26 protein-coding genes, 1 tRNA gene and 1 pseudogene are annotated in these 26,209 nt (G+C 64.7%); 14 read left to right on the top strand and 14 right to left on the bottom strand.

The window, feature by feature from the left end; translation table 11 throughout:
- Window positions 1–65: 65 nt before the first annotated feature.
- Complete coding sequence (locus B552_RS0112475) at window positions 66–560, top strand: universal stress protein (protein WP_019449356.1); 495 nt, start codon at window positions 66–68, stop codon at window positions 558–560.
- Window positions 561–703: 143 nt separating this feature from the next.
- Here the strand turns inward: B552_RS0112475 and B552_RS0112470 are convergent, their stop codons facing one another.
- Window positions 704–967: a hypothetical protein gene (locus B552_RS0112470; RefSeq protein WP_019449355.1), complete on the bottom strand. Its 264-nt coding sequence runs from the start codon at window positions 965–967 to the stop codon at window positions 704–706.
- Between the two features lie 228 nt (window positions 968–1,195).
- Between B552_RS0112470 and B552_RS28430 the strand changes: the two genes are divergently transcribed.
- Window positions 1,196–1,471 carry a DUF3562 domain-containing protein gene (locus B552_RS28430; protein WP_083860285.1) on the top strand — a complete coding sequence of 92 codons (276 nt, stop codon included), beginning with the start codon at window positions 1,196–1,198 and terminating at the stop codon, window positions 1,469–1,471.
- Window positions 1,472–1,542: 71 nt separating this feature from the next.
- Here B552_RS28430 and B552_RS0112465 read toward each other — a convergent pair whose 3' ends face one another.
- The 3 genes from B552_RS0112465 to B552_RS0112455 all read right to left on the bottom strand — a co-directional run bounded on the left by B552_RS0112465 (window position 1,543) and on the right by B552_RS0112455 (window position 5,110).
- On the bottom strand, window positions 1,543–2,436 hold the full coding sequence (locus B552_RS0112465) for a DMT family transporter (RefSeq protein WP_019449354.1): 894 nt from the start codon (window positions 2,434–2,436) through the stop codon (window positions 1,543–1,545).
- A 74-nt stretch (window positions 2,437–2,510) separates the two neighbouring features.
- Window positions 2,511–4,532 carry a squalene--hopene cyclase gene (shc, locus tag B552_RS0112460; protein WP_019449353.1) on the bottom strand — a complete coding sequence of 674 codons (2,022 nt, stop codon included), beginning with the start codon at window positions 4,530–4,532 and terminating at the stop codon, window positions 2,511–2,513.
- Entirely contained in the window at window positions 4,529–5,110 is a 582-nt protein-coding gene (locus tag B552_RS0112455; protein ID WP_019449352.1) for a TetR/AcrR family transcriptional regulator, read from the bottom strand. Before B552_RS0112455 ends, shc begins: the two co-directional genes overlap by 4 nt.
- 154 nt (window positions 5,111–5,264) lie before the next feature.
- Between B552_RS0112455 and B552_RS0112450 the strand changes: the two genes are divergently transcribed.
- Window positions 5,265–6,407 (top strand): CapA family protein, encoded by a 1,143-nt coding sequence (locus B552_RS0112450; RefSeq protein ID WP_019449351.1) that lies wholly within the window; start codon window positions 5,265–5,267, stop codon window positions 6,405–6,407.
- Window positions 6,408–6,414: 7 nt separating this feature from the next.
- Here B552_RS0112450 and B552_RS27465 read toward each other — a convergent pair whose 3' ends face one another.
- A complete protein-coding gene (locus tag B552_RS27465) occupies window positions 6,415–7,182 on the bottom strand; it encodes a PTS sugar transporter subunit IIA (RefSeq protein WP_035879777.1) in 768 nt (255 codons plus the stop codon).
- A gap of 291 nt (window positions 7,183–7,473) precedes the next feature.
- Here B552_RS27465 and B552_RS0112440 point away from each other — a divergent pair, with 291 nt between their 5' ends.
- The 3 genes from B552_RS0112440 to B552_RS0112430 are packed head-to-tail and all read left to right on the top strand — an operon-like array spanning window position 7,474 to window position 9,243.
- Window positions 7,474–7,818, top strand: coding sequence for a hypothetical protein (locus tag B552_RS0112440; protein ID WP_035879774.1), 345 nt, complete (start codon window positions 7,474–7,476; stop codon window positions 7,816–7,818).
- Window positions 7,819–7,846: 28 nt separating this feature from the next.
- The gene (locus tag B552_RS0112435; RefSeq protein WP_019449348.1) at window positions 7,847–8,890 is read left to right on the top strand and encodes an MBL fold metallo-hydrolase; all 1,044 of its coding nucleotides are present in this window, start codon (window positions 7,847–7,849) and stop codon (window positions 8,888–8,890) included.
- A gap of 29 nt (window positions 8,891–8,919) precedes the next feature.
- Complete coding sequence (locus B552_RS0112430) at window positions 8,920–9,243, top strand: hypothetical protein (RefSeq protein WP_019449347.1); 324 nt, start codon at window positions 8,920–8,922, stop codon at window positions 9,241–9,243.
- 16 nt (window positions 9,244–9,259) lie between these two features.
- Here the strand turns inward: B552_RS0112430 and B552_RS0112425 are convergent, their stop codons facing one another.
- Window positions 9,260–9,475: a CDGSH iron-sulfur domain-containing protein gene (locus tag B552_RS0112425; RefSeq protein WP_019449346.1), complete on the bottom strand. Its 216-nt coding sequence runs from the start codon at window positions 9,473–9,475 to the stop codon at window positions 9,260–9,262.
- A gap of 214 nt (window positions 9,476–9,689) precedes the next feature.
- Here B552_RS0112425 and B552_RS0112420 point away from each other — a divergent pair, with 214 nt between their 5' ends.
- Entirely contained in the window at window positions 9,690–10,085 is a 396-nt protein-coding gene (locus tag B552_RS0112420; RefSeq protein WP_019449345.1) for a hypothetical protein, read from the top strand.
- 80 nt (window positions 10,086–10,165) lie between these two features.
- Here B552_RS0112420 and B552_RS0112415 read toward each other — a convergent pair whose 3' ends face one another.
- Window positions 10,166–11,221, bottom strand: a complete 1,056-nt coding sequence (locus B552_RS0112415) for an alkene reductase (protein ID WP_019449344.1) — start codon at window positions 11,219–11,221, stop codon at window positions 10,166–10,168.
- Between the two features lie 108 nt (window positions 11,222–11,329).
- On the bottom strand, window positions 11,330–11,632 hold the full coding sequence (locus B552_RS0112410) for a metalloregulator ArsR/SmtB family transcription factor (protein ID WP_019449343.1): 303 nt from the start codon (window positions 11,630–11,632) through the stop codon (window positions 11,330–11,332).
- A 243-nt stretch (window positions 11,633–11,875) separates the two neighbouring features.
- Between B552_RS0112410 and B552_RS0112405 the strand changes: the two genes are divergently transcribed.
- Window positions 11,876–11,952: transfer RNA gene (locus B552_RS0112405), tRNA-Val, on the top strand.
- A gap of 98 nt (window positions 11,953–12,050) precedes the next feature.
- Here the strand turns inward: B552_RS0112405 and B552_RS0112400 are convergent.
- Window positions 12,051–12,887, bottom strand: a complete 837-nt coding sequence (locus B552_RS0112400) for a class II glutamine amidotransferase (RefSeq protein WP_019449342.1) — start codon at window positions 12,885–12,887, stop codon at window positions 12,051–12,053.
- Window positions 12,888–13,356: 469 nt separating this feature from the next.
- Between B552_RS0112400 and B552_RS28425 the strand changes: the two are divergent.
- Window positions 13,357–13,593, top strand: a pseudogene (locus tag B552_RS28425) (EAL domain-containing protein); the annotation flags it as partial.
- Window positions 13,594–13,623: 30 nt separating this feature from the next.
- On the opposite strand, the gene B552_RS0112385 reads toward B552_RS28425, so the two are convergent.
- Window positions 13,624–13,890 (bottom strand): hypothetical protein, encoded by a 267-nt coding sequence (locus B552_RS0112385; protein ID WP_019449340.1) that lies wholly within the window; start codon window positions 13,888–13,890, stop codon window positions 13,624–13,626.
- Between the two features lie 328 nt (window positions 13,891–14,218).
- On the opposite strand from B552_RS0112385, the gene B552_RS0112380 reads away from it, so the two are divergent.
- The 4 genes from B552_RS0112380 (at window position 14,219) to B552_RS0112365 (ending at window position 17,292) form a co-directional block, all read left to right on the top strand.
- Window positions 14,219–14,545, top strand: coding sequence for an H-NS family nucleoid-associated regulatory protein (locus B552_RS0112380; RefSeq protein ID WP_019449339.1), 327 nt, complete (start codon window positions 14,219–14,221; stop codon window positions 14,543–14,545).
- 174 nt (window positions 14,546–14,719) lie between these two features.
- The gene (locus B552_RS0112375; RefSeq protein WP_019449338.1) at window positions 14,720–15,397 is read left to right on the top strand and encodes a heavy metal response regulator transcription factor; all 678 of its coding nucleotides are present in this window, start codon (window positions 14,720–14,722) and stop codon (window positions 15,395–15,397) included.
- On the top strand, window positions 15,397–16,839 hold the full coding sequence (locus B552_RS0112370; protein WP_019449337.1) for a heavy metal sensor histidine kinase: 1,443 nt from the start codon (window positions 15,397–15,399) through the stop codon (window positions 16,837–16,839). The genes B552_RS0112375 and B552_RS0112370 overlap by 1 nt, the downstream gene beginning before the upstream one ends.
- Window positions 16,840–16,884: 45 nt before the next feature.
- The gene (locus tag B552_RS0112365; RefSeq protein ID WP_019449336.1) at window positions 16,885–17,292 is read left to right on the top strand and encodes a VOC family protein; all 408 of its coding nucleotides are present in this window, start codon (window positions 16,885–16,887) and stop codon (window positions 17,290–17,292) included.
- Between the two features lie 107 nt (window positions 17,293–17,399).
- Here the strand turns inward: B552_RS0112365 and B552_RS0112360 are convergent, their stop codons facing one another.
- From B552_RS0112360 to czcI, 4 genes are all read right to left on the bottom strand, one after another.
- Entirely contained in the window at window positions 17,400–20,531 is a 3,132-nt protein-coding gene (locus B552_RS0112360; RefSeq protein WP_019449335.1) for a CusA/CzcA family heavy metal efflux RND transporter, read from the bottom strand.
- Between the two features lie 14 nt (window positions 20,532–20,545).
- On the bottom strand, window positions 20,546–21,757 hold the full coding sequence (locus B552_RS0112355; RefSeq protein ID WP_019449334.1) for an efflux RND transporter periplasmic adaptor subunit: 1,212 nt from the start codon (window positions 21,755–21,757) through the stop codon (window positions 20,546–20,548).
- Between the two features lie 13 nt (window positions 21,758–21,770).
- Entirely contained in the window at window positions 21,771–23,042 is a 1,272-nt protein-coding gene (locus B552_RS0112350) for a TolC family protein (protein ID WP_026035593.1), read from the bottom strand.
- A gap of 99 nt (window positions 23,043–23,141) precedes the next feature.
- On the bottom strand, window positions 23,142–23,522 hold the full coding sequence (gene czcI, locus B552_RS0112345) for a cation efflux protein, CzcI family (RefSeq protein WP_019449332.1): 381 nt from the start codon (window positions 23,520–23,522) through the stop codon (window positions 23,142–23,144).
- Between the two features lie 160 nt (window positions 23,523–23,682).
- On the opposite strand from czcI, the gene B552_RS0112340 reads away from it, so the two are divergent.
- Window positions 23,683–26,037 carry a heavy metal translocating P-type ATPase gene (locus B552_RS0112340; RefSeq protein WP_019449331.1) on the top strand — a complete coding sequence of 785 codons (2,355 nt, stop codon included), beginning with the start codon at window positions 23,683–23,685 and terminating at the stop codon, window positions 26,035–26,037.
- Window positions 26,038–26,209 lie beyond the last annotated feature (172 nt).

Genomic DNA, 26,209 nt, shown 5'->3' with positions numbered 1-26,209 from the left:
CCTAGAGTGACGTGTGAGATTCCTCGTCATCCTGACGAGGAACGCAGATCCCACAGGAGTCCCACATGTACCGCCAAATCATGGTCCCGATCGACGATAGCCATTGCTCGTCCCGTGCGCTGGACGAAGCCGTCCGGATGGCCCGCGCCACCGGGGCGCATCTGGAAATCGTCCATGTCATCGACTATGGCTTCCTGAGATTCAAGGCGCATTCGGACGAGATTGCGGAGCAGCGCCAGCATCGGGTGGCGGCCGGCAAGGCCCTGCTGGCCAAGGCCGCGCATCACGCGGAGCGCGCGGGCATCGAATTTTCCGAGAGGCTGATCGATGACATGTCCACGCTCGGTGATGTCGCAAACAGGCTGATTCACGACCTGCAGGACAGCAAGCCAGACCTGGTGGTCATCGGCACGCACGGCAACAGCGGCCTGCAGCGAGTGGTGCTGGGGAGTGTTGCGGAAACCCTTGTACGGCACGGTTCGGTGCCCGTGCTGGTGGTTCGGGGCGATATTCCGCTGGCCGAGCCGGTAGGTGCCGGGCCGCAAGCCGCTTCGGCGTAGTTACCAGGGGCAGCAGAGGATACGTCGGCGGCCCTGCGCGGCTGCCGAGCATAAGGCGTCAATGCGAACGATTGCCGGAGCCCGGGAAAGTGCCGGGCTCCGGCAATCGGCGTGTGGAGTCTGAAGCTATCCGGACGCCAGGGCTACTTCTGGCCCGCGGCCGCATGAGCCGCCGAGATCGCGGCATCACGTTCCTTGGCAGCGGCGGCCTTGGCTTCGTCGTAGATCTTCTTCGCGTCGGCTACCTTCTGGTTGTAGGTCTTCCTTGCCGCAGCAACCTCCTGACGCATCTTCACGATTGCGTCATTGCTTGCATGCGACGCGGCGGCGCCGGAAGCCGACTGCGCCCATGCCGGAGCGGCGCAGAGGGTAGCGGAAATCATGATCAGGCTGGCCAGGTGTTTCATTCGCTTCTCCCATCGTTGTCGCCAATCACCTTAGCCGGAAGCGCCCGGCATCTCCATTGGCCCAAAGCCCAACTGGGAGCGACATGCACGCGTTCAGGTCACACCGGACCCAGTGAAAATTTATGGAAAATTAAGAACGCGAACTAGATCAAAAGCAGTAGATCTGCGGTATTGGAATGTCCGGCGGACCGTCTACACTCGAGGACCGTCCATCGCGAAGGACTCGCCATGTATCGCGCACCTGAAGCAGTAGCGGATCGTTCAAGCCCGGCCATACCTGCTGCTCCGGAGCCCCGCGGCGCGGCGCGACCGGCTTCCGGGGATCGTGCCATCGAACGCATTGCCGAGGCCTACGATGTACCCGTGGAAGTGGTTCGACGAGAGTTCTGGGACGCGTGGTGCTCATTGTCATCCGACGCGAGGATCTTCGATTACGTCCTGGTGCTGGCGGAAAGACGCGTTATCGCCTTGCTGCGCGGAAAGCGTCGGCCCGGCGCGCACTGAGTACCTTAGATCGGACCACTCCGCCCAGGGCTGCCGCACTTCACACGCGCTTCACACCGCTTAACACAGCTTCAACCACGCCTGCCCATCACCAGATACAGCCCGGCTGCCGCCAGCGCCATGCCCGGCCACGCCATCGGCGGGATCGGTTCGCCAAGGACCAGCAGCGCGATAACCGTCGTAGTGGGTGGAACGAGGAAGAACAGCGCCGAGACCCTTGATGCCTCGCCGTGGCGGATCATCGCCAGCAGCAGCGATATGGCGACAATCGAATTGCCGATCACGAGATAGGCGAGCGATCCCGCCAGTTCGGGCGTCCACTCAACGCGCATCGGCTCCAGCGCAAAGGCCAGCGGTGCCGTGACCGCCAGTCCCACGGCGTACTGCACCGTGTTGGACAGCACGGGATGCACCGTCGTACCGAACCGTTTCTCCCACAGCGTGCCGCCCGTCATGGCCAGCAGCGCCAGCACCGCGAACGCCAGCGCGGCAGGGGTGATATCGATCGATGACTTCGCCGTGATGACCAGGATTGCGCCCGCCACGCCCATGGCCAGGCCGATCCACCGCATCCTGTCCACGCGCTCCCCGGCAATGGCCGGTGCAAGCAGCCCAACCAGAATGGGTTGCTGCGACGTGACCAGCGCCACCGCGCCGGCCGACATGCCGTACTTGAGGCTGAGGTAGGTGAACGAGAAATAGCCGGCCTGGATCAGCAGGCCCACCACGGCCAGATGTAGCCATGGCTTGATGCCGACGGGGAGCGCGGGCCTGATCCAGAGGCAGGGGCCAATCAGCAGCCCGACGACGCACGCATATCGCAAGGCCAGGAAGGTCAGCGGGTCAGCGTGGCGCAGGCCGAGCTTGAGAAACACGAAGCCGCTGGACCACAGCAGCAGGAACAGCGCGGGCGCTGCGCGTAGCCACGGCGGATTCGCTGCTGCATACGTCGTGTGTTCTGGCATGCCGTGGCCTGCTGAAGCTGGAATGAGGCGACAGTAGCATTTTCATGCGCGCCTCGCCTTACATCGCTTCGCGGTCAGAGGGTGGCTGGTGCCAGCGCGGTGTCCGCCGTAGTCCGTTGTGTCGTGGGTTCCGCCGCCTGTTCGGCCTCGTGTTCCGCACCGGCCGCCGCTGCCGCTGTCAGCCGTCTGTACCGGCCAAGCGCCCATAGCGGGAAGTAGGCGGTGTACCCGTGGTACTTCAGGTGGAAGATCCGCGGGAACCCCGGTGCGTTGTGATGCGGGTGCAGCCAGAACCCGTCCTCGTTCTGTGCATCGATCAGGTACGCCGCGCCTCGGTGCACCGAATCCGAATCGGCTTCGCCGACGGCCATCTGGCCGAGCATTGCCCAGGCCGTGTGCTCTGCCATGCTGCCGTCCTCGTGGGTGCCAGCCAGTTCGGGGCGCGCATAGCTGTCGTTCGTCTCGCCCCAGCCGCCATCGGTGTTCTGCTTGCCACGCAGCCACTGCAGCGCGTTACGCACCATCGGCAGCTTGCGATCGACGCCAGCCAGGCCCAGGCCCGCCAGAACGCTCCACGTGCCGTAGATGTAGTTGGTGCCCCAGCGTCCCCACCAGCTTCCGTCCCGTTGCTGTGTGGTCTGCAGGTAGGCGATGCATCGCTCGCGCACGGTGGCGTCCTGCGGGCGGCGGGTGACACCAAGTGCCAGCAGTACGCGGCCGGAAACATCCTCGGTGGGCGGATCGAGCAACGCCCCGTGATCGGCGAACGGAATCGCGTTCAGGAAATTGCGGTCGCAATTGGCGTCGAATGCGCCGAAGCCGCCATTGCGTGACTGCAGGCCGATGATCCAGTCCAGGCAACTTGCAACGGCGGTGTCGTAGCGGTCCGGCTGGCCAGTGCGCTTGCCGCGCGCGTGGAGCATTGCCAGCACGACCGCCGAATCGTCGATATCGGGGTAATACGGGTTGGCGTACTGGAACGCCCAGCCACCGGGCGGCGTGTTCGGTGCCGCGTTCTGTTCCCAGTCGCCGCGCAGGTCAAGAACCTGACGGTCGGCCAGCCAGTCATAGGCACGGGCGACAGCCGTGGCGGACCGCTCGCTGGCGGGCGCCTGTTCCAGCGCCATGACGCTCCAGGCCGTATCCCACACCGGAGACAGGCAGGGCTGGCAATACGACGATCCGTCATCGCGGTGCACCACCAGCTTTTTCAGTGCGGCCGTGCAATCGCGGCGCAGCGGATGGTCCTCGGGGTATCCGAGCAGCACCATCATCTCGTAGCTGTAGACCATCGGCGGGAAGATGCCGCCAAAGCCATCCTCGCCGTTCATGCGCGCTTCGGACCATTCCACCGCACGCCGGATGGCGCGGCGCCGCAGGAAGCCCGGAATCAGCGGTTCCAGATGGCGAACCACGCGGTCCATCGCCAGAAACGCGCGCTGCAGGCCGGCCTTGCGCGGAAAGTAGTCCTGCTCCAGTTCGGGCGGGGTAACGAACAGTTCCTGCACATGGACGCCACGCGGGTTCTTCGCCATGGCACGCATGGAGCAGAGCACCAGCAGCGGCACCATGGTGGTACGCGCCCAGTAGGCAATCTTGTCCATGTGGATCGGCGCCCAGCGCGGGAACAGAACGAACTCCACCGGCATGAACGGCGTGGCGCGCCAGGGCACTTCGCCAAAGGTTGCCAGCAGGATGCGCGTGAACACGTTCGACTTCGCCGCGCCACCGCGCGACAGGATTGCTTCGCGTGCCCTGACCATGTGCGGGGCGTCCGCCGGATCGCCCGCGGCTTTTAGCGCAAAGTACGCCTTGACGCTGCACGAGATGTCGAGGTCTCCGCCGTAGTAAAGGTCCCACGCGCCATGGCGATCGAGTCGCTGCGTTGCGCGCAGGTACCTTGCCATGCGCGCCTGCAGCGCCGTGTCGATCTCATCGACGAAGTGCATCATCAGGATGTACTCGGCCGTGATGGTGGCGTCGCATTCGAGTTCGAAACACCAGTGGCCGTCGGGGTGCTGGTGGTCCAGCAGCGCGTCTCGTGCGCGGACGATCGCGGCATCGATGTCAGATGCCGGGAGTACTTGCTTGATCATGCTTGTTCTGGGCGAGGATGCGTCATTTGCTCGAGCCGGCGCACCAGTTCCAACCGCTGTTCAGCGTTGATGGTGCGATGGCCGAGCAGGTCGGCCAGCCAGAGCCCGTCGGCCGCAAGGCGGCACAGCAGCAGGCTCGTGGTGTCTTTGCAGAGATCCAGATCCGCGTTCAGCGATCCGGATTCCCATTCCTGGTAGGGCGTGCGGAACTCGGGCCGCGCCATGACTAGCATCATGGCGGCCCTCCACAACTCGCGCTCGCCGGTTTCGGCAAAGCCGTCGGCAGAGGCGTGCAGGTAGGCGCGGGTGTTACGGCCGTGGGGCTCGGCGTCGGTGTCGGCCAGCGTGGCAACCTGGCCCTTGAAGTGCTGGAGCACCTGGGCCGACAACGCTTCGAGCAACTCCTGCTTGCTTGAGAAGTGATGCTGCAGGCCTCCCTTTGAAACGCCTGCGCGTGCGGCCACCGAGTTCAGCGTGACGGCCCCGATTCCTTCTTCGACGAGCAGGTCGATGGTGGCCGATAGCAGGCGGTCGCGAATCAGGTGCGGCTGTTTGGGGCGGCGGTGGGCTTCACTCATGGAGCCGGAAGATACCATCCGGACGGATTGTTTGCAATCGAGCCGATGTGCTGACAGGTGCGCTTTGCGCGGAGAGTGCGAATTGTGGCGGCAAGCCGCGTTGGCTATCTTGAAACGACGGCGCCGATGCGCAAACCGCGCTGGAGCCGCCTCCATGGCCACGTTCAAACTGTTCCTGGCGGGGGATGTGATGACTGGCCGGGGTATCGACCAGATCCTCCCGCATCCCGGCGATCCAACGCTATATGAGCGCTATGTGCGCGATGCGGGGCACTACGTCACGCTTGCGGAGCGCAGGGCCGGGCCGATACCTCGCCAGGTGGCGCCCGGCTATATCTGGGGCGATGTGCTGGAGGTGCTGGCCATCCAGCAGCCGGACCTCAGGATCGTCAACCTGGAAACCGCTGTCACCACATCCGATGCGGCGTGGCCGGACAAGGGCGTGCACTATCACATGCATCCGGACAATATCGCCTGCCTGTCGGCCGCCGCGATCGACTGCGCGGTACTGGCCAACAACCATGTGCTCGACTGGGGCAGGCCAGGGCTGCTGGAGACCCTGTCGGTACTGCGCAATGCGGGAATCGCCCTGGCCGGAGCCGGGACCGACGGCGATGCCGCGGCCGAACCCGCGTGCCTCGGTGTATCGGGCGGCGTGGTGCTCGTGCTTGCCTATGCCATGGAGAATGCCGGCACGCCTTTGCCGTGGGCCGCCGGGCGCGGTCGACCGGGGGTCAACTGGCTGCCTGATTACTCCGGTGCAAGTGTCCAGCGCATTGCCGCGCAGGTTCGTGCCTGCCGGGCGAGGCCGCACGCTGGCCCTGTGCATGCGGTCGTCGCCTCGATCCACTGGGGCGGGAACTGGGGATTCGAGCTGGAACCCGGACAAACGGAATTTGCGCACCGGCTGATCGACGAGGCGGGCGTCGACATCGTCCACGGGCATTCCTCGCACCATGTGAGGGCCATCGAGTGCTACGCGGGCAAGCTGGTGCTTTATGGTTGCGGCGACCTGATCAACGACTACGAGGGTATTGGCGGGCACGACGCGTTTGCCCCGGATCTGGGTCTGCTGTATTTCCCGACCATCGAGCCCGGCAGCGGGCGGCTGCGTGACCTGGTGCTCTGGCCGGTGCGCCGGCGCGCGCTGCGCCTGTGCGCGGCATCTGACCAGGACGTGGCCTGGCTGCATTCGGCACTGAATCGCGAGGGCCGTCTGCTTGGCACGCGTGTGGAGTATCTGGCCGGAGGCTGGCTGCGTGTGATGCCGGCCGATTCCCTTCAGAAGCAGCATTGACGCCGTATCAGACCCGATCGGCTTCCGGGGCGTAGCTGGCGAACAGGTGGCAGACGGCTTGCGCATCCCGGCATTGCCGCAGTGACTCCCGGAAGCGCCGATCACAGAAAAGCTCAGCAACGCTTGCCAGCAAATGCAGATGCGAGTTGTTGCCCCAGTCCGGCAGCAGCAGGCAGACCAGATCCGATACGGGGTAGCCATCGGGCGCCTCGAACGCCATGGGCGCCGCAGGCCGAATGTAGAAGGCCACCTCCCGTGGCACACCGCTTATGCGGCCATGCGGCAGTGCCACGCCTTGCCCCAGCGCGGTTGAACCGAGCGATTCCCGCTCCGCGAGGCTGGCGGCCACGGCATCGGCATCGAGCCCGTAGCGCTGTGCCGCAAGCGTGCCAATCTGCCGGAATAGTGATGGCCGGTCGGCCACGTCGATGTCGAGCACGACATCCTCCTCATGCAGGATGCCGCCGATTCTCAGTGGCAGCGAATCGCCATCAATCGGGCCGGTTCGCGCCGCCGCGCCATTGATCAGATCCAGCCATGCGCCAGAAGGCTTGTCCGGGATCTCGAAGAACTGCCTGACCTCGGCGCCCGGTGCGAGGTTGCCGATATGGCCCAGTGCATCGCTGACGGCGCTCCTCGGCAACGTCAGCGACAGGCGCATGCGCCCGCCGCCCGGCAACACCGCGACGCAGATGGTCCATGACCGGCCCGCGCAGTCTCTCGTCAGTGCTTGCCGAAGCGGCCAGGCGTGCTGGGCGTCCAGCGTGATATGCATCGTGATATCACGCGATGCATGACCCACACGCGGGACGGGCCGCGGCCCGGTTGCCGGAAGCCCGGCTGGTGGAGCCGAGCCAGGCGTGGAATCGCTCATGGCGCGATGCCCCGGCATGCCATGACCCGCAGTTGTTTCGCCATCACTTGTCTGGCGCAACATCGCGCCGCATCACTCGATGATTGCATCGTAGGCCGTTGCGCATCAGGTTGGTGCAATGGCAAGCGGTGAATTCATAAAAATCCTGAAAAGACGCGGGCACGAACGCGCCGCCGGGTTAAGCTCGTGAACATGGCGAAGTCTCGTGACGATCCCTCGAAATGGGCCCGCTTCTATATCCTTGACGAGAAGAACCGGCCCATACAGGTTGCCGACCGCGACGAGTGGTCGCGCTGGATGGCGGAGAACGACCTGGTCTTCCGCCGGACGCTGCTGGAGCAGTCAGGCGGCATGGTGACAACACGCTTTCGCGGCGTGTCCGAAGCCGCGCCGAAGGAAACGCCACTGTTCATTACCCGGGTGACCGGACTGGATGCGTCAGGCAACGACAGCTATGGCGCGCTGACGCTGGAAGTGGCACTGGAGCAACACGAGGAAATCGTGCAGAAGCTGCTTCGCGATCTCACCGGGCGGTGACGCCCCGCACCCTGTATCGGCACCGATCATGCGCACATTGCTGGAACCCCGCCTGGTCAATGATGCCTTCGGCGATCCGGGGCTGTTCGTGGATTTCCTGGACGAACGGCGGGCGCTGCTGTTCGATCTCGGCGATATCACAAGGCTGATGCCGCGCGAACTGATGCGCCTGTCGCATGTGTTTGTCACGCACGCGCATATGGACCATTTCTCCGGCTTCGATCACCTGCTGCGTGTGCTGCTGGGGCGCAAATCGCGCATCGTGCTGTACGGCGGGCCGGCATTTGTGGCGCAGGTCGAGCACAAGCTGCGTGCCTATACGTGGAACGTCGTGCAGCGCTATGCGATGGAAATCGTGGTCGAAGCGATCGAACTGGGGCTGGACGGCGCGCGGCGGCACGCGTGCTTTTCGAGCCGGCACGGCTTTGCAAGGGAGGAAGCATCCACGACGGCTGGGACCGGCGGCACTGACGACACCGTGCACGACGAGCCGAGCTTCCGTGTGCGCGCCTGCTTCGTCGATCACGGCACGCCATGCCTGGCCTATGTGGTGGAAGAGAAGGCCCGCCTCGTCATCAACAAGGACCGGCTGATCGAGTCCGGCCTGACGACGGGCGCCTGGCTGCGGGATCTCAAGCACGCGGTCCTGAGCGGTGCCGCGCTGGATGCGCCTATTCTTGTGCAGTGGCGCGACAGGCAGGGCGATCACGCGGCCACACGCCAGATCGGCGAACTGAGCCGGATGATCCTCGATGTCGTATCGGGGCAGCGCATCGGCTACGTGACCGATTTGCGCTATACCGATGAGAACGTGCGAGCGTTATCGCAACTGATGGGTGGGGTGGACCAGCTCTTTATCGAAAGCGTCTTTCTGGACAGCGACCGGGCGCACGCGCAGCGCAAGAACCACCTGACCGCCGAACAGGCAGGCCGAATCGCGCGCAGCATTGGCGCCAGGGCCGTCACGCCGTTCCATTTCTCGTCGCGCTACCAGCGCCGCCCGGCGGCCCTCGTCGCCGAGGTCACGGCGGCGTGGGCCGGGGGCGAACTGACACCGGGCCACCCGGCCTGAAAACCGGAGGAGAAAGCGATCGGGCCATCATGCAAGAGCTTGCCTTTCGCACCCTGCTGTACCGCTACTTCTTTTTCGACTGGCTATTCAAGGACGCCAGCCGGGGCGACCTGCGCGAGCGGTCCGCGGCCTGGCGCTTCAACAAGGCGCATGCGCACTGGCTGTTGACCTACCTGCGGCGCTGGTTCTGGTGCGGGGTGCTTTGCTCCGTACTCGGGGGCACGGTCGAACTGATAATGAGCGCGCCAGCACTCTCGGCGCTGTTCTACGTTCCCGGCGTGCTCAGCGTGCCGGTCAACGTCATCATCTGCGTGCTCTGGATTGGCCTGAAGACGCTGCCAGGGCCCATCTGACTGGCGATGCTGCGCCTTAGGGCATGGGCTGCGGCGTGCTGGAAAAGCCCACGCGCTTGTGCGTGCCATCGCAGAACGGCTTGTTCTCCGATTGACCGCAGCGGCACAGCCACACCTGGTCGCCTTCGAAGGTGAAAGGCACGCCTGCCGGGGTCAGGATCGTGACGGGGCCCTTGATACGGTAAGGCCCGTTGTCCTGTACGGTGACGGTGACAACCTTGTCTTCGCTCATGATGCCCCCTTTGGTCGCCGGGCCGGAATCTGTGAGGAACTGTACTCCAGTTTCAGCCGCTTCGATCAACCAGCCCGACGGCAGCGTGGAGCCTTCTGCGCGCCTTCTGTGCGCCTTCGGTGGCCCTTCTGCGCATGTGGATCGCACACTATGCTGATACCACCCCCAATCCCGGTTCAACACTTCGAGCCGGACTTCCGAAGGAGAGCGTTCCATGGAAATGCAGCAACTTGTTTCTGAATTCCTGGCTTCCGAGCATGGCGGCCAGGCGGCCCAGGCGCTGGCGGATCAGGGCATCAATGCGGACGATGCCCAGCAGATGCTCGGGCAGGTCGCGGAGACGGCGCATGCCCACGTCGAAGAGCAGAGTTCGAGTTCGGGCCTGCTGGGCGACCACGCGGGCAAGAGCTTTTTCGCGGCGTTTGCAGCGGGCCTGGTCCGTGGCGATGGCTTCGTCAAGTCGCTGACCGAAGGCGGCGAAGGCGTCCTGACCGGCCGTGTAGCCGAATCGCTCGCCGAGAAAATGGGGCTGGACCCCGGAATGGCGGCCACCGTTGCGGCGGCCGCCACGCCCTACATGGTGGCGTTCCTGAAGGAAAAGTTCGCCTGAGGTCGTTTGGCCTGGCTGCGAACCCCCGCGCACGGCAGGCGGAGGAAAAGACAGGGGGTTCGCGGCTGGCTACCTTTCACTCAGGCGAGGGCAGGGTAGTCGACGTAGCCTTCCGCACCCGGGTGGTAATAGGTGTCCGGTTGCGGCGTGTTGAGCGGCGCGTCCAGCAGCAGGCGTCGCGGCAGGTCGGGGTTCGCAATGAAAAGCTGCCCGAATGCCACGGCATCTGCTTCGCCGGCTTCCAGCACGTGCTCGGCGGTTGCCTTGGTCATCTTTTCGTTGGCGATATAGGTGCCGCCGAACGCCTTCTTGAGTTCAGGCCCCAGGCGGTTGTCGCCCAGCGCTTCACGCGCGCAGATAAAGGCAATGCCACGCTTGCCGAGTTCGCGCGCAACATACCCGAACGTCGCGATCGGGTCGGAGTCGCCCATCGTGTGTGCATCGCCGCGCGGCGCCAGATGCACGCCGACGCGAGATGCGCCCCAGACCGCGATGCAGGCGTCTGTCACTTCCAGCAGCAGACGGGCGCGATTCTCGATGGAACCGCCGTAGGCGTCGGTGCGCTTGTTGGTACTGTCCTGCAGGAACTGGTCCAGCAGATACCCGTTGGCGCCGTGGACTTCCACGCCATCGAAACCGGCTGCCTTGGCGTTCTCGGCGCCACGGCGGTAAGCGGCGACGATGCCGGGAATCTCATCGGTATCGAGCGCGCGCGGCGTGACAAACGGGCGCTTCGGGCGAACCAGGCTGACATGGCCGCCGGCCGCGATTGCACTGGGCGCCACCGGAAGCTCGCCATCAAGGAAGACCGGGTCGGAGATGCGGCCCACATGCCACAACTGCAGGAAGATGCGGCCGCCCGCGGCGTGCACCGCTGTGGTCACGGCCTTCCAGCCAGCAACCTGTTCGTCGGACCAGATGCCCGGCGTGTCGGCATAGCCCACACCCTGCGGGGATACGGCGGTGGCTTCGCTGAGGATCAGGCCTGCGGACGCGCGCTGCACGTAGTACTGGGCCATCAGCGCGTTCGGCACCCGGCCGCCGCCCACGGCCCGCGAACGGGTCAGCGGCGCCATGATGACGCGGTTCGGAAGTTCAAGGTCGCCAATGCGGATCGGATCGAAGAGAGTAGGCATGAGAGTCAGGTTTTGGTTTCGGTATCGAGAGGGTCGAGAGACTGGGTGCACCGGTTCCGGTGCGTGTTTCGGGTGCCATTGCTCTGCACCACTGGTACGGCGCTGACGTCAGAGGTCGGACTTCATGTGGTCAAGAAACGCCTGGATGACGGCTTCGTCGCGCTTGAAGAAATTCCATTGGCCCACCCGCCTGGAGGTCACCAGGCCAGCGCGCTGCAACGTTGCCAGGTGTGCCGAGACAGTCGATTGCGACAGACCCGAGCGCGCATCGATCTGGCCGGCGCAGACACCGATGTCGAGCGAATACTCCTGCTCGGGGAAGCACTGCTCCGGCGTCTTGAGCCAGGTCAGGATGCTGCGCCGCACGGGGTTCGCCAAAGCCTTGTGGATGGCGTCGATGTCGATGTCCATTGCCGGGGGATCGGATGGTTGATGCCTCATATCTGGATCGTGACTTCGCGAAATCAATATCGCTGAATGTGAAAATTTGTATCGGAACTATACGATATATCTGAGCGGCTTGCAGGGATGGTTCATGCGTCACAAGCGAGTGCTCCCGCGTGTGCCGATTCGTGAACCGGGCGCGGCGAAAAGAAAGTGCAAAGAAAAGCTTGCGTTGCACAAAGGCAATCTATAGAATCCGCTCCCTTCAACAGGCTCGTAGCTCAGCTGGTTAGAGCACCACCTTGACATGGTGGGGGTCGTTGGTTCGAGTCCAATCGAGCCTACCAACGCATCAGACAGGAACGGACGGTTGCCCATGGCACCGTCCGTTTTTGTTTTTGCGCCGCCTTCGTGTGCACATTTGTGCTGACAGAATACGGTGCGGCTAGGCCGATGTGCCTGGCGCGAACGGCTGCAGTTCCACCACGCCTTCGCGCGCATGGATGAAGCTGCTTTCCGGCACCTCGATCCACGCGCCGGGAAGATCGACGAGCGGCTCGGACAGCACGAGGAAGCCATGCTCCCCGACCTCCTTGATGCGTGAGTTCTCCGGATAGAGCTGGTGCAGGTGGTGGAACGACGCGCTGTGAAACAGCGATCGCGAATCGTGCTCGCTCGAGTAGCGCGCGGCCACGATCTGCTGCCCGTCGGTGGCGCAGACGGTCATGTTCAGCGGGTATTCCACGCCGTGGCGACGGCCCACTTCTTCGATCAGTCCCACCATGCGCTCCAGCGCCTGACGCGGCTCCTGTTCAAGCCCGAACGTCAGCGCCAGCAGAAACATGATTTCCGAATCCGTGGAGCCTTCGATCATGCGGAACAGTTCCGGGTCGATGGCGAGGATCAGCTCGCGCTTCACGGTCTGGAATTCACGTATCAGGCCGTTGTGGGCAAACAGCCATCGTCCGTGACGGAATGGGTGGCAGTTGGTCTCCTGCGCCGGCGTTTCCGTGGCTGCACGAATATGCGCCATGAACAGCGGCGAGCGAATGGCCCGCGCCGCTTCGCGCAGGTTGGCGTCATTCCATGCGGGATGCACACACCGGTAGCGGAACGGTGGCTCGGCTGCGGGACCATACCAGCCAATGCCGAAGCCGTCGCCATTGGTCGTGGTGTGCCCGAGCCGCGAATGCAGACTCTGGTCGATCAACGAATGCTGCGCGCGAAACAGCAACGTTTCCATCTGAATTGGATTGCCCGAGTAGGCCAGCCATCTACACATGTCGGCTCCTGAAGTGATGGTCTCCTGAGGCGGCAAGGCCACGCGGCGCCCTGCTGCGTGGGTTGCGCCATCCTGGGGACGCCAGACTGAGTCTAGGAAGTCATGGCGGCGATGCAAGCGGTGGGGCGGCGGTTCCAGAACGAAAAAGCCCCGGGGCACGTGTGCTCCAGGGCCAGATGATGGCGGGATTCCCGCGCACCTCACCTTGCGGCACGGCCAGTCTCAAAGCCACGGCTGACGATGCGCATGGTGCGGCGCGCGGCGGCATGCCCGTCCCATCTACAAGGCATGCCGCACTAACCTGAGCGGCCCTGCCCGCCGCCCGGGATGTGGAAAGCTTCATCACGCATCCAGCATAGGCGGACGCAGGGGGCCAGCCATTCGGGCGCGCGCTGATAGCGGTGTAGGCGTTTGTCGGACGGCGGTGGTTTGCGGGCGGTGACGGCTGACGACCAGTGCGGACGCCGCGAAGATTGAGCGTGGCTTTGTGCGAGATCTTGCCGAAGTCAGCGAGCATGCGGCCATTGTGTCCGCCATCGTGGCGCTCGGGTGCACGCTGAAACTGCAGGTGGCGGCGGAAGGCGTGGAAACGACCGCATAGCGGTCGTTTCTGGCAGGGTTGGGCTGTGATGCGCTGCAGGGCTACCTGCTGGGTAAGCCGGTGCCCGCAGCGCAGTTCACTGTGCTCGCGACGGCCGGGGAGTGATGGCCGTCACGTGTAGCGCCGTGGCCGGATTCAGGCCCCGTCGGTGAACACGTCGCGCTTGCCCGTGGCGCTGAAACCGCCGTCGGTGTACGGGCTGCGCGGTTGCTGGATGCTGTGGCCGCCGTCGGTGTACGGGTCGCGCGTGCCGACTCGATCGACATAGCCGTCGCGATTGGTGACGCGGGCGCCGTCGGTATAGGGGTCTGCGGCGCGCGGCGCCGCGTTGGCCAGGCCTGCCGCGCCGGCAAGCGTGGCGGTGAGGGCGGTATAGAGCAGGGCTTGCTTGATGGTTCGCATTGTGAATTCCTTCGTGGTATTGGTTACTGGAGAGAGGGTTACTGGAGAGAGCTCCTGGGTCGTCGGGCGACCTTGGAACGCAGTCTAGGCAGCAGGCACCGACACCAACATGACCCATGGATGACATTAATGTCATCCAGGCATGACGATCTGTTTCAAGTCGGCCAGGAAGCTTGAGGTTGGACGATGAATTCAGCCCGTTGCGACGAAACTGCGGCCAACACCCTGTAGAATCGCGGACTGGCCCCGGGGGTGTCCTGCACGGGCCATTCCACAAGTCCTTTTTCTCCAGCCCGTCCGAAATGACGACGGGCGCGCACGATGAGTCATGTCCGAGTTTGATGCAGCCAAACAAGCCGCGGTGGCATGGGTCCGCGAGCAGATGGATCTCCATGGCCTGACGTTCGAAGATCTGGTCGAAGCAGGCTGTTTTGCCATGGACCATGCTGACGCGGCCGATGCTGCTGATCACGGCGATCACGCCGGTACCAACGGTGCCGGCCCCGCAACCATGCCGCCGGCTGCAGAAGCGGCGCCGCGCGTGCTGTATCGCAATGCATTGGGGCAAACCTGGGACGGCAGCGGCGAGTACCCTGACTGGCTGCAGCGCGCCGTCAACGCAGGGCAATCGATCGACTTCTACCGCGTCGATTAATCGAATCGGCGGGCTTGGGAGCGTCGTCGCGGGTTGTCATCACCCACGGCGCCGGCGATATCAAGATGACATTCGCGCAATGTTCGGTAATTTCGCGCGAAGCTCGGCTACTGTCTGGGTTTCAGTCATGAAATTCGAATAGCGGGTGCGGATCTGGCCCGAAAGTGGATCAGCATGCGCATTCTGATTGTCGAAGACGAACCCAAGGCTGGCGACTATCTGCTCAAGGGCCTTACCGAATCTGGCTTCGTGGCCGATCTGGCGCGTGATGGCGTGGATGGGCTGGCTCTTGCACGCGAGCAGCACTATGACCTCATCGTGCTCGACGTGATGCTGCCTGGCATGGATGGCTGGCAGATTCTGCGCGAACTGCGACGTGACAAGGACACGCCGGTGCTGTGCCTGACTGCGCGCGACGAACTGTCGGATCGCCTGCGTGGCCTGGAGCTTGGTGCCGACGACTACATGGTCAAGCCCTTCGCGTTCGCCGAACTGGTGGCGCGCATCCGCACGATCCTGCGGCGCGGCCCGCTGCGCGAAAGCGAGTTCATCGAAGTGGCTGACCTGCAGATCGACACCATTCGCCGCCGCGTCACGCGCGCCGGGCAGAAGGTCGACCTGACATCCAAGGAGTTCGCGCTGCTGCAGTTGCTGGCGCGGCGGCGCGGCGAAGTACTGTCGCGCTCGCTGATTGCCTCGCAGGTCTGGGACATGAATTTCGACAGCAATACCAACGTGGTGGACGTCTCGATCCGGCGGCTGCGTGCGAAGGTCGACGATCCATTTCCGAACAAGCTGATTCACACGCGGCGCGGCATGGGCTACGTGCTCGACGAATTCGACGAGGCGTGATGCGGCTGCTTTCCAGGCTGCGCGCCACCTTGCCGGCGTCGCTGACAACGCGTCTGGCGCTGGCATACGGGCTGACCACGGCCGCCGTGCTGGTCGGCGTGGCCGCCTACCTGTCCAGTTCCCTCGGCAACCAGTTGCAGGCGCGCGATGAAGGCGAACTTGTCGGCGAAGTCCTTCTGGTGCGCCACCTGCTGCGCGAAGTGGGCAGCGAAGCGGAGATCCGCGCCGATACGCACCGGTTTGCCGATATCGCCATGGGGCATGAGGGATTGATGCTCATCGTGCGCACGCGCAAGGGCGAGCCGCTGGTCACGCTCAATCCGCGCAACGAACCCATCCCGCAACTGGACGCGCTGCCGGTTGGCACCACTCCCGACAAGTCACAACTGCAGACCTGGCTTCCGCGTAACGGCGTACCTTCGCTGGGCATGGCGGCGCTCGGCCAGATCGGCAATACAGATCAGGCCGTGGAAATCGTGGTGCTGAGCGACGCAGGGTACCGCGTGGCGTTGATGCGCGAGTACCACGGCAGGTTGCTCGTCGCGGTCCTGTGCGGATCGATCGTGGCGGGGGCGCTTGGCTTCCTGCTGGCGCGGCGCGGCTTGCGTCCATTGCGGCGCATGGCTGGCGATGCGGCGGCCGTGACCACAAGCCGCCTTGCCACGCGTCTCGATGCGGACGGCGTTCCGGCGGAACTGCGCGAACTGGCTGGCGAGCTGAATGGCATGCTGGCGCGCTTGCAGGACAGCTTTACGCGCCTGTCCACGTTCTCCGCCGATCTGGCCCATGACTTCCGCACGCCGATCAGCAACCTCGTTGGCCAGACACAGGTCACGCTTGCCCAGCGCCGTACACCTGCCGAGTACGAGTCCCTGCTGGAATCGAACCTCGAGGAATACGAGCGCTTGTCGCGCATGATCGAGAACATGCTCTTTCTTGCCCGTGCCGACAATGCGCAGGTGGCGCTTGGCGCGCGCCCGCTTGATGCGCGTGCCGAACTCGACAAGGTGGCGGAGTACTTCGATGCCGTGGCGGCAGACCGCGACCTGACACTGTCGGTCTTTGGCATGGCCACGGTGACCGCCGATCAGACATTGCTGCGGCGCGCCGTCATCAATCTGCTCGACAATGCCCTGCGTCATGCGCCAGCGGGCAGCACGGTCAGGGTTGCAGTGTCGCGTGCCAGGCCCGGGCATGCCGCCATCTGCGTAACCAACGCCGGCCCCGCGATTGCGCCCGAAGCGCTGCCACACTTGTTCGGCCGCTTCTATCGCGGCGACCCGTCGCGCCGCAATTCTGCATCGTCGACGGGCCTTGGACTGGCCATCGTGGATACCATCATGCGGCTTCATGGCGGCAGCGTCTCGGTGCGGAGCGTCGACGGGCAGACCGCGTTCGAACTCGAATTTCCTGACAAGTCTGTCAGTAGGGCAGGCGCATAATTGTCGTTTCGCGGGGAGCGCTCCCGCGTCACTCAAGGAGACGACATGCAGGTGCAACCGTATCTCGATTTCGGCGGCCGGTTTGACGAGGCCATGGCGTTCTACGGCAAGGTGATGGGCGCCAAAGTCACGTTCCTGATGCGCTACAAGGAGGCGCCGGAGGGCCAGCCGCAACCGTCAGCCGCGTGGGCTGACAAGGTCATGCATGCAAACATCCAGATTGGCGACAGCCAGATCATGGCCTCGGACGGCCGCGAAGGGCAGACCCCGGCGTTCTCGGGTTTCATGATGTCCGTGGGCGATGTGCCGAATGCCGAAGGCCAGCGGATCTTCAACGCGCTGGCCGAGGGTGGCCAGGTAATCATGCCGTATCAGAAGACGTTCTGGGCCGAGGGTTTTGGGATGCTCGTCGACAAGTTCGGCATGACGTGGATGGTGAACTGCGAGCATTGATGCAGGACGAGTAACGGCGAGTGACACGCTCGGCCGCTGTCACTCGCCGCTTGTTTCTTCAGGTTTCTCTCCCGACGCGCGGGAGAGAAACCACCCAGGACAGGCTGTCAGTGGGCAACCGACCGCCCGTGAGCCCACCGATACAGCACCGGCAACACCAGCAGCGTCAGCGCGGTCGACGACAGAATCCCGCCAATCACCACCGTTGCCAGCGGCCGCTGCACCTCCGCGCCGGTACCCGTGGCAATCGCCATCGGCAGGAACCCCAGCGAAGCCACCAGCGCCGTCATCAGCACCGGCCGCAGACGCGTCAGCGCACCGTTGAATACGGCATCGTCGAGCGAGCGTCCGTCTTCGCGCAGGCTGCGGATAAACGACAGCATGACAAGACCGTTGAGCACCGCAACGCCCGATAGCGCGATGAAGCCAACCGCCGCCGATATCGATAGCGGTATCCCACGCAGCCACAGTGCCAGCACGCCGCCGGTCAGGGCGAACGGAATGCCGGTAAAGACGATCAAGCCGTCACGAACGTTGCCGAACATCGCGAACAGCAGCACGAACACCAGCAGCAGCGCCACCGGCACCACCACCTGCAGCCGCCCGGTGGCCGACTGCAGTTGCTCGAACGTGCCGCCCCACGAGATCCAGTAACCGGTCGGAATCTTCACGCGCGCATCGATCGCGGCCATCGCTTCCGGCACGAAGCCGCCCAGATCACGGCCCCGCACATTGGCGCTGATGACGATACGGCGCTTGCCGTTTTCGCGCGATATCTGGTTCGGGCCGGGCGCGATGTCGAGCGTGGCAACCTCGCCGAGCGGGATATAGCTCGTGGCTGCTGCGGCGTTCCTGGGTAACGGGATCGACAGGCGACGCAATGCTTCGACGTCGGCACGGATGCCTTCGGGCAGACGCACGCCGATATTGAAGCGGCGGTCACCCTGGTAGAACACGCCCGCGTCGCGGCCGCCCACGGCAATGGCAACGGTGTCCTGTACATCGATCATGTTCAGCCCATAGCGCGCCGCGCGGGAACGGTCCACCTCCACGGTCAGCACGGGTAGGCCGGTGGTCTGTTCGACCTTGACCTCGGTGGCGCCGGAAACGGTCTGCAGGACCTGTGCGATGCGCTGGGCCGTTGCGTCTAGCACGGCGTTGTCGTCGCCAAACAGCTTGACCGCAACGTCGCTGCGCACACCCGAGATCAACTCGTTGAAGCGTAGCTGGATCGGCTGCGAGAACTCGTAGCGGTTGCCGGGAATCTTCTCCAGCTCTGCTTCGATCGCGGTGCGCAGCGATTCCCGCGAGCGGGACGGGTCCGGCCACTGCTCGCGCGGCTTCAGCATGATGTAGCCATCCGAGATGTTGGGAGGCATCGGGTCGGATGCGATCTCCGCGGTGCCGGTGCGCGCAAAGATGCGCTCGACCTCGGGGAAAGTCGCCTTGAGGCGCGTTTCGATCTGCTGCTGCATCGCCACGGACTGCGTCAGGCTGGTGCCGGGGATACGCAGCGCCTGTACGGAGAAATCGCCTTCGTTGAGGTTTGGAATGAACTCGCTGCCGAGCCGTGTCGCCACCAGGCCGCTCAGCAGCACCGCCACGCACGCGGCGGTCAGGACCACCGGGGTGTTGGCCAGTGCCCGTGTCAGCACCGGCTCGTACCAGCGGCGGGCCCAGCCCATGATGCGGTTTTCCTTCTCTTCGACACCGCCACCGATGCAAAGCGCCACGGCCGCCGGGACGAACGTCACGGACAGCAACAGCGCGCCCGCAAGTGCCAGCACCACGGTCATCGCCATCGGGTGGAACATCTTGCCTTCCACCCCGGTCAGCGCAAAGATCGGCACGTAGACGATCATGATGATGAGCTGGCCGTACACCAGTGGCCGCCGTGCCTCTGCCGCCGCCGCGTAGACTTCCTCGAAGCGTTCTGCCCGCGTCAACGGCCTGCCAAGCCGCTCGCGCGCATGAGCAAGACGGCGGACGCAGTTCTCGACGATCACGACGGCGCCGTCGACGATGATGCCGAAGTCGAGCGCCCCCAGGCTCATCAGGTTCGCACTGATCTTGTACGACACCATGCCGGTGAACGTGAACAGCATCGACAGCGGAATCACCATCGCCGTGATCAGCGCCGCGCGGAGGTTGCCGAGGAACAGGAACAGCACGACGATCACCAGCACGGCGCCTTCGAGCAGGTTCTTCTTTACCGTGGCGATGGCCTTGTCCACCAGTACCGTGCGGTCGTAGACCGTGACGGCCTTCACGCCAGCAGGCAGCGACTTGTTGATGACTGCCATGCGCTCGTCCACGGCACGCGAAACCGTGCGGCTGTTCTCGCCGATCAGCATAAATACGGTACCGAGCACCACTTCCCGCCCGTTGTCGGTGGCAGCGCCGGTGCGCAGTTCGCGGCCAAGGTCCACGTCCGCGAGATCGCGAATGCGGATCGGCTGGCCCTGCGCCGTACCGACGATGACATCGCGAATGTCGTCGATGGACTTCACCTGTCCGGGCGCACGTACGAGGTACTGCTCGCCGCGCCGTTCGATATAACCAGCCCCGACGTTGGTGTTGTTGCGCTCCAGCGCCTGCACCACGTCCTGCAGCGACAGCCCGTACGATGCCAGCTTCTCCGGGCTTGGCGCCACCAGGTACTCCTTGGCGAAGCCGCCGATCGAATTGATCTCGGTGACACCGGGAACGTTACGCAACTGCGGCTTGATGACCCAGTCCTGGATTTCGCGTAGATCGGTGGCGGTATATGGCGTGCCATCGGGCTTGCGGGCAGCCGGCTCGGCCTCGACGGTCCACAGGTAGATTTCGCCAAGGCCGGTGGAGATTGGCCCCATCTGCGGCGAAACACCGGCCGGAAGATGCTGGCTGGCCTCCTGGATGCGCTGGTTGACGAGCTGGCGCGCGAAGTAGATGTCGGTGCCATCCTTGAAGATGACCGTGATCTGGGACAGCCCATAGCGCGACAGCGACCGCGTCTGTTCCAGACCCGGCAGGCCCGACATTGCCGTTTCCAGCGGGTACGTGACGCGCTGCTCGGTTTCCAGCGGCGAGTAGCCCGGTGCCGAGGTATTGATCTGCACCTGGACATTGGTGATGTCTGGCACAGCATCGATCGGCAGGCGGCTGTAGTTGTAGATGCCAAGCGCGGCCATGCCGAGCACGGCCAGCATCACAAGCCAGCGCTGAGCGATGGCGAATCGGAGAATACGTTCGAACATGAATGGCTCTCCGTTCAATGCGCGTGCTCGGCGCTGCCCTTGCCTTGTTCGGCCTTGAGCACGAAACTGTTGGCGGCCACGTAGCGGTCGCCCGACGCAAGGCCATCGACGACTTCCACGCGCCTGCCATCGGTACGGCCAGTCTTGATGGCGCGTGCGATGAAGCCTCCCGGTGCTTCGACGAACACCCGCTGCTTACCGTCTTCGGTCTGCACGGCGTCGGCTTCGATGACGACTGCGGCCTCCGCATCGCCGGTGGCCACGCTGACTGTCACAAACAGCCCCGGTCGCCACGCCATTTCGGGGTTGGACAGCGTGACGCGCGCCGTGGCCGTACGCGTCTGCTGGCCCAGCAGGGCGCCCACGTAGGAGACCTTGCCGTCGGCCTTGCCGTCAAACGCCGTAGATGCCACGCGCACCGCTTCGCCCAGCTTCACGTGCCCGAGATCCTTTGGCGCGATGACGAACTCGGCCCAGACCGTTGTGAGATCGGAGATCGTGAACACCGCGGCCTCGGCGGCTACGGCTTCGCCAAGTGCCAGGTGCTTCTCGACGATGATGCCGTCGAAGGGCGCGCGCAACTCGAACTGGTTGATCGCCCGGGCACTGGGTGCGGCACCGATGGCCGTCAGCTTCTGCGCGGCATTGCGCTCGGCAATCTCGGCTTCCTGCAGCGCGGTGCGCGCGGCAAGGAAGTCCTGCTCGGCGGATACCTTGTCTTCCCAGAGCTTTTTCTCACGCGCGTAAGTTGTGCGTGCCAGTTCCAGCCGCCGCTGCGCGGCCAGTAGCTCGCTGCGCTGGTCGGACAACTGGGTGCTCGCGAACACGGCCAGCAGGTCTCCCTTTTTCACGCGCTGGCCGAGATTGGCTGAGACCGATTCCACGACACCGGCCACGCGCGGCACCACGTGCGCGGTGCGATCCTCATTGAACTTGATCTCGCCCGGAAACTCCACGCCGCTGCGGATGCGGCCGGGCCCGGCGGCGCGAATGTCGAGGTTGGCATTGCGGATCTGCTCGGGCGTCAGCGCGATCAGTCCGGGCGGTTCATCGGCATGCTGGGTTCCACTGGCTGCGGCGTCCGATGCGGCCTTGCCTTGCCCGGCTTCGCCGTTTTCATGCGCGTGGTTGTCCCCGCGGCCGGTCAGCAGCAGCGCCAGCGCTGCAATCAGCCCGGCAATCACGATGGCTGCAATGGCAATGCCCTGTTTTCGATTCAATGTCATGACTGGTCCCATCTCAGCGGCCAAGAATGCGGTCGATCGTGGTGGCGGCCTGCCAGCTATTGGCGACCACACCGAGGTAGCGGATGCGTGCCTGGAACAGCGTGCGTTGCGCATCCAGGACTTCGAGGTAGTTGAACTTGCCGGCTTCAAAGCCCTGTGACGCGGCGTGATAGGCGCGTTCCGCGGCGGGCAACACCGTTTCGCGCAGGCTCATTGCCGATGACCGCGAAACCTCAAGCTGGCTTGCGGCCTGCTGCAGGTCGTGATCCAGCCGTAGCCGTGCCGCGCGCAGTTCGTCGGCGGCCTTGTCGGCCTGGCGGATGGCCGAGTAGATATTCCCCTGGTTGCGGTCGAACAGCGGCAGCGGGATGGCCACGCCAAGCACTGGGAACGTACCGCGCTCGGGCGCACCGTTATCGCGTTTGGCGCCGACGCTCAGCGTCACATCGGGGTACTGGCGGCTGCGCTGGACGTTGATCTCGGCCTGTCGGCGATCGAGTTCGCGCGCGCTGGCCAGCAGCGCGGGCGCAGTGTCGAGCGACTGGCGCAGCATCCCGGCCCCGGGGCGCGCGGGGAGGGCGTCCAGATTGCCATCGGCTTCGCTGAAGCGGGGCGACGGGTTGCCCCACAGCGTCGAGAGCGACTGCCGTGCCGCAATGAGCGCCGCTTCGGCCTCGGTGCGTTCGATCTGCGCGTTGGCTAGCTCAACTTGCGCCTTGGTTTCCTCAACCGGCGAGATCTTGCCCGCTGCCACGCGGCGTGCGGTGGCATTCGCGCCGCGCGTGGCGATATCGACCGATCCCACCGCCAGCCGTACGCGCTCCTGCGCCACCAGCACATTAAAGAACGCGCCAATCACACCGGCGCGCAGTTCGGCTTGCGTGGTGCCCAGTTGTGCCTGGGCAACCTCGCGCGCCCGCTCGGCCGCGCCGATGCGCGCACTGCGCTTGCCGCCCAGTTCGATGGGCAGATTCATCTGTGCCGTGGTGGCGCGTGTGGCGGCCCGTGTGTCTTCCATCTGCACGGAGACTTCGGGGTTCGGGATCACGCGTGCCTGTGTGATGCCGCCTTCGGTCGAATCCACTTCGATGCGCGCGGCGGAAAGGGTTGGGTTTTGTGCGGTGGCCAATGCCAACGCTGCTTCCAGCGTCAAAGTACCGGACGGTTCCGGGGTCGATTCCTGGGTGGATAGCGGGGGCAGGGCGTCCCGCGCGGACGCAATGGGGATACAGACGGGGCTTAGGAACGCGGCCGCAAGCCCCAGCGGCAATAGAAGGCTTCTCATCGAAATTCACCGGTACGTACGGGAGAAAATCGGCGAGACGGCGCGCGCACCGCTCAAGCGGCGCCCGGCCTGGAAAAAACGGATTCCGTGTCTCGCCGGCTAGGCGAGACCGAGCCACTGAGGGCGTTCGGGAACGGGAGCGGGGATCGAGCCGAATGCGCTGACGCGTGGCCGATAGCGCACGGTGACGAAGTAGTGGTGGCCGCCAGTCAAGCGTATTTCCCCAAACAGGCCGTGCGAACCGGGGAAATGGCAGGCATTGCAGTCGGCATCGGGCAGCTTGGTGGAACTGGCCGACTTGGCGCCGTCCGCATGACTATCGGAATCGGCGGCCTTGTGCTCGTGCGTGTGATGGCCGAAGTGCGTGGTGCTTGCCTGCGGGGAGCCCGCATTCTCGTGCGAGCAATACGCCGCCGCACCGGCCCAGGCGAACTGGAGCGGCAGCAGGATGGCGAGGAAAACGAGCAGCAGACGGCGCATGGGCGGCGATTATAAGCGGTCGTCGCCGAGGTAAACATTACGTTCGTGTCATGGTTGACGGCTGGCGGCGGCACTGGCGCCGGCGTCGGTGGACGGTGCTTGACCCTGTAGCGACTCAAGGGTCTTCAATGGCAGACAACAAGAATCAACGGGACCTGACATGGCTCGCACTACCCCTGAGAACGTCCTGCCGCCGTCGTCGGCCGCGCGCGGCCACGGGCACGACCACGATCATTCGCACGACCACGACCACGACCACGACCACGGCCACGGGCATGACCACGGCCATGACCATGGCAAGGAGCATGCGCAGGAACCGGCGCATGCCTGCTGCGGATCATCGTGCGGCGCCACGATCACGGTCAGCCAGCCCGTGGCCGCGCCTGCCGGCGCACGCTCCGCCGCGTATCGCATCGAGGCAATGGACTGCCCGACCGAGGAAACGCTGATCCGCAACAAGATCGGCGGCATGGCTGGCGTGGCGGCGCTTGATTTCAACCTGATGCAGCGCGTGCTGACGGTCCACCACACGCTTGATTCGCTCGATCCGGTGGTCAAGGCCATCGCTTCGCTCGGCATGAAGGCCGAACCGCTCTCGGATACCGGGGCGAAAACGGCCATCGCCGAGCCCGGCAAGCCGTGGTGGCCGCTGGCGCTGGCCGGTGTCACCGCGATTGGCGCGGAGGTGGCCGAATGGTTCCAGGTCGCAACGCCTTACCTGCCGGCGGCGCTGGCGCTGGCCACGGTGCTGTTCGCCGGGCTCGGCGTGTATCGCAAGGGCTGGATCGCAGTGCGCAACGGCAACCTGAACATCAATGCGCTGATGAGCATTGCGGTGACTGGCGCAATGCTGATCGGCCAGTGGCCCGAAGCGGCGATGGTGATGGTGCTGTTCGCGCTGGCCGAACGGATAGAAGCGGCGTCACTGGACCGCGCGCGCAATGCGGTGCGCGGCTTGATGGCGATGGCCCCGGAACAGGCCACCGTGCGGCAGGCCGACGGTAGCTGGCTGGGGGTGGAAGCGCGGCTGGTGGCGCTTGGCGCCACGGTGCGGCTGCGGCCCGGAGAGCGCGTGCCGCTTGACGGCCGCGTGGTGAAGGGGCAATCGGCACTCGATCAGGCCCCGATCACCGGCGAAAGCGTGCCGGTCGACAAGACCATTGGCGACAGCCTGTTTGCCGGCTCGATCAATCAGTCCGGCGAACTGGAGTATGTCGTTACGGCACCGGCCGACGATTCCACGCTGGCCCGCATCATCCACGCCGTGGAAGCGGCGCAGGGCAGCCGTGCGCCCACGCAGCGCTTTGTCGACCAGTTCGCGCGCATCTACACGCCTGTGGTGTTTGCAATCGCATTGGCGGTGGCCTTGGTGCCGCCGCTGCTTATGGGCGGCGCCTGGGTCGCGTGGATCTACAAGGCACTCGTGCTGCTGGTGATCGCCTGTCCGTGCGCGCTTGTGATTTCGACGCCGGTGACGATCGTCAGCGGACTGGCTGCGGCGGCCCGGCGCGGCATCCTGATCAAGGGTGGCGTCTATCTTGAACAGGGGCGCCAACTCGCCTGGCTGGCGCTCGACAAGACCGGCACGCTGACCCATGGAAAGCCCGCCCAGACCGATATGGCGCTGCTCGTCGAAGACGTGCCCGATGCACGCGCAATTGCCGCAAGCCTGGCGGCGCGGTCCGATCACCCGGTCTCGCTGGCCGTGGCACGCGCGGCCGATGCCGATGGCCTTGCCCGGTTCGAGGTGCATGATTTCGAGGCGCTGCCGGGGCAGGGTGTGCGCGGCACGGTCAACGGCGTGACGTACTGCCTTGGCAATCATCGGCTGATCCACGATCTCGGTGCATGCTCGCCCGCGCTGGAAGCACGGCTTGAAGCGATCGAGCGGCAAGGCAAGACGATCGTCATGCTCGCAGCCATGGACACTGCAGGGCCACGCGCGCTGGTGCTGTTCGGCGTGGCCGACACCGTGCGCGACACCAGCCGTCAGGCAATCGAGCAATTGCACAAGCTTGGCGTGAAGACGCTGATGCTCTCGGGCGATAACCCGCACACGGCACAGGCCATCGGCGAGGTGGTGGGGATCGATGAAGTACGCGGCAACCAGTTGCCGCAGGACAAGGCTGACGCGATTGCTGCGCTGACCGGTCAGGCCCACACGCACGGCGGGCGAGTCGGCATGGTTGGCGACGGCATCAACGATGCGCCGGCGCTGGCAAGGGCCGATATTGGCTTTGCAATGGGTGCGGCCGGCACGGATACGGCGATTGAAACTGCCGACGTGGCGCTGATGGACGACGACCTGCGCAAGATTCCGGCTTTCGTGCGCCTGTCACGCCGGACGTCGGTGATCCTCAAGCAGAACATCACGCTTGCACTCGGTATCAAGGCCGTTTTCCTGGCCCTGACCGTGATGGGCATGGGCACGATGTGGATGGCCGTGTTCGCCGATATGGGCGCGAGCCTGCTGGTGGTATTCAACGGACTGCGGCTGACGCGCAGCAATGGCTGACGACAGGTGCTATGCGCACCCCTCTCCCACTTGTGGTGTACAGACCGGAGACATGGGTAACGGGTGTTCGGAGACATAGGTGACACGTGATCTGCGCGCATCATGATGCGCGCAGATCGATTTCTCCAATCTCGAAGCGGCTGAACCACACTGCGAAGCAGCCATCCTCGGC

Source organism: Cupriavidus sp. BIS7 (genome assembly GCF_000292345.1).
Classification (GTDB): Bacteria; Pseudomonadota; Gammaproteobacteria; order Burkholderiales; family Burkholderiaceae; genus Cupriavidus.
The sequence above is the reverse complement of the archived record's forward strand: the minus strand, read 5'-3'. Positions and strand labels throughout refer to the sequence as shown.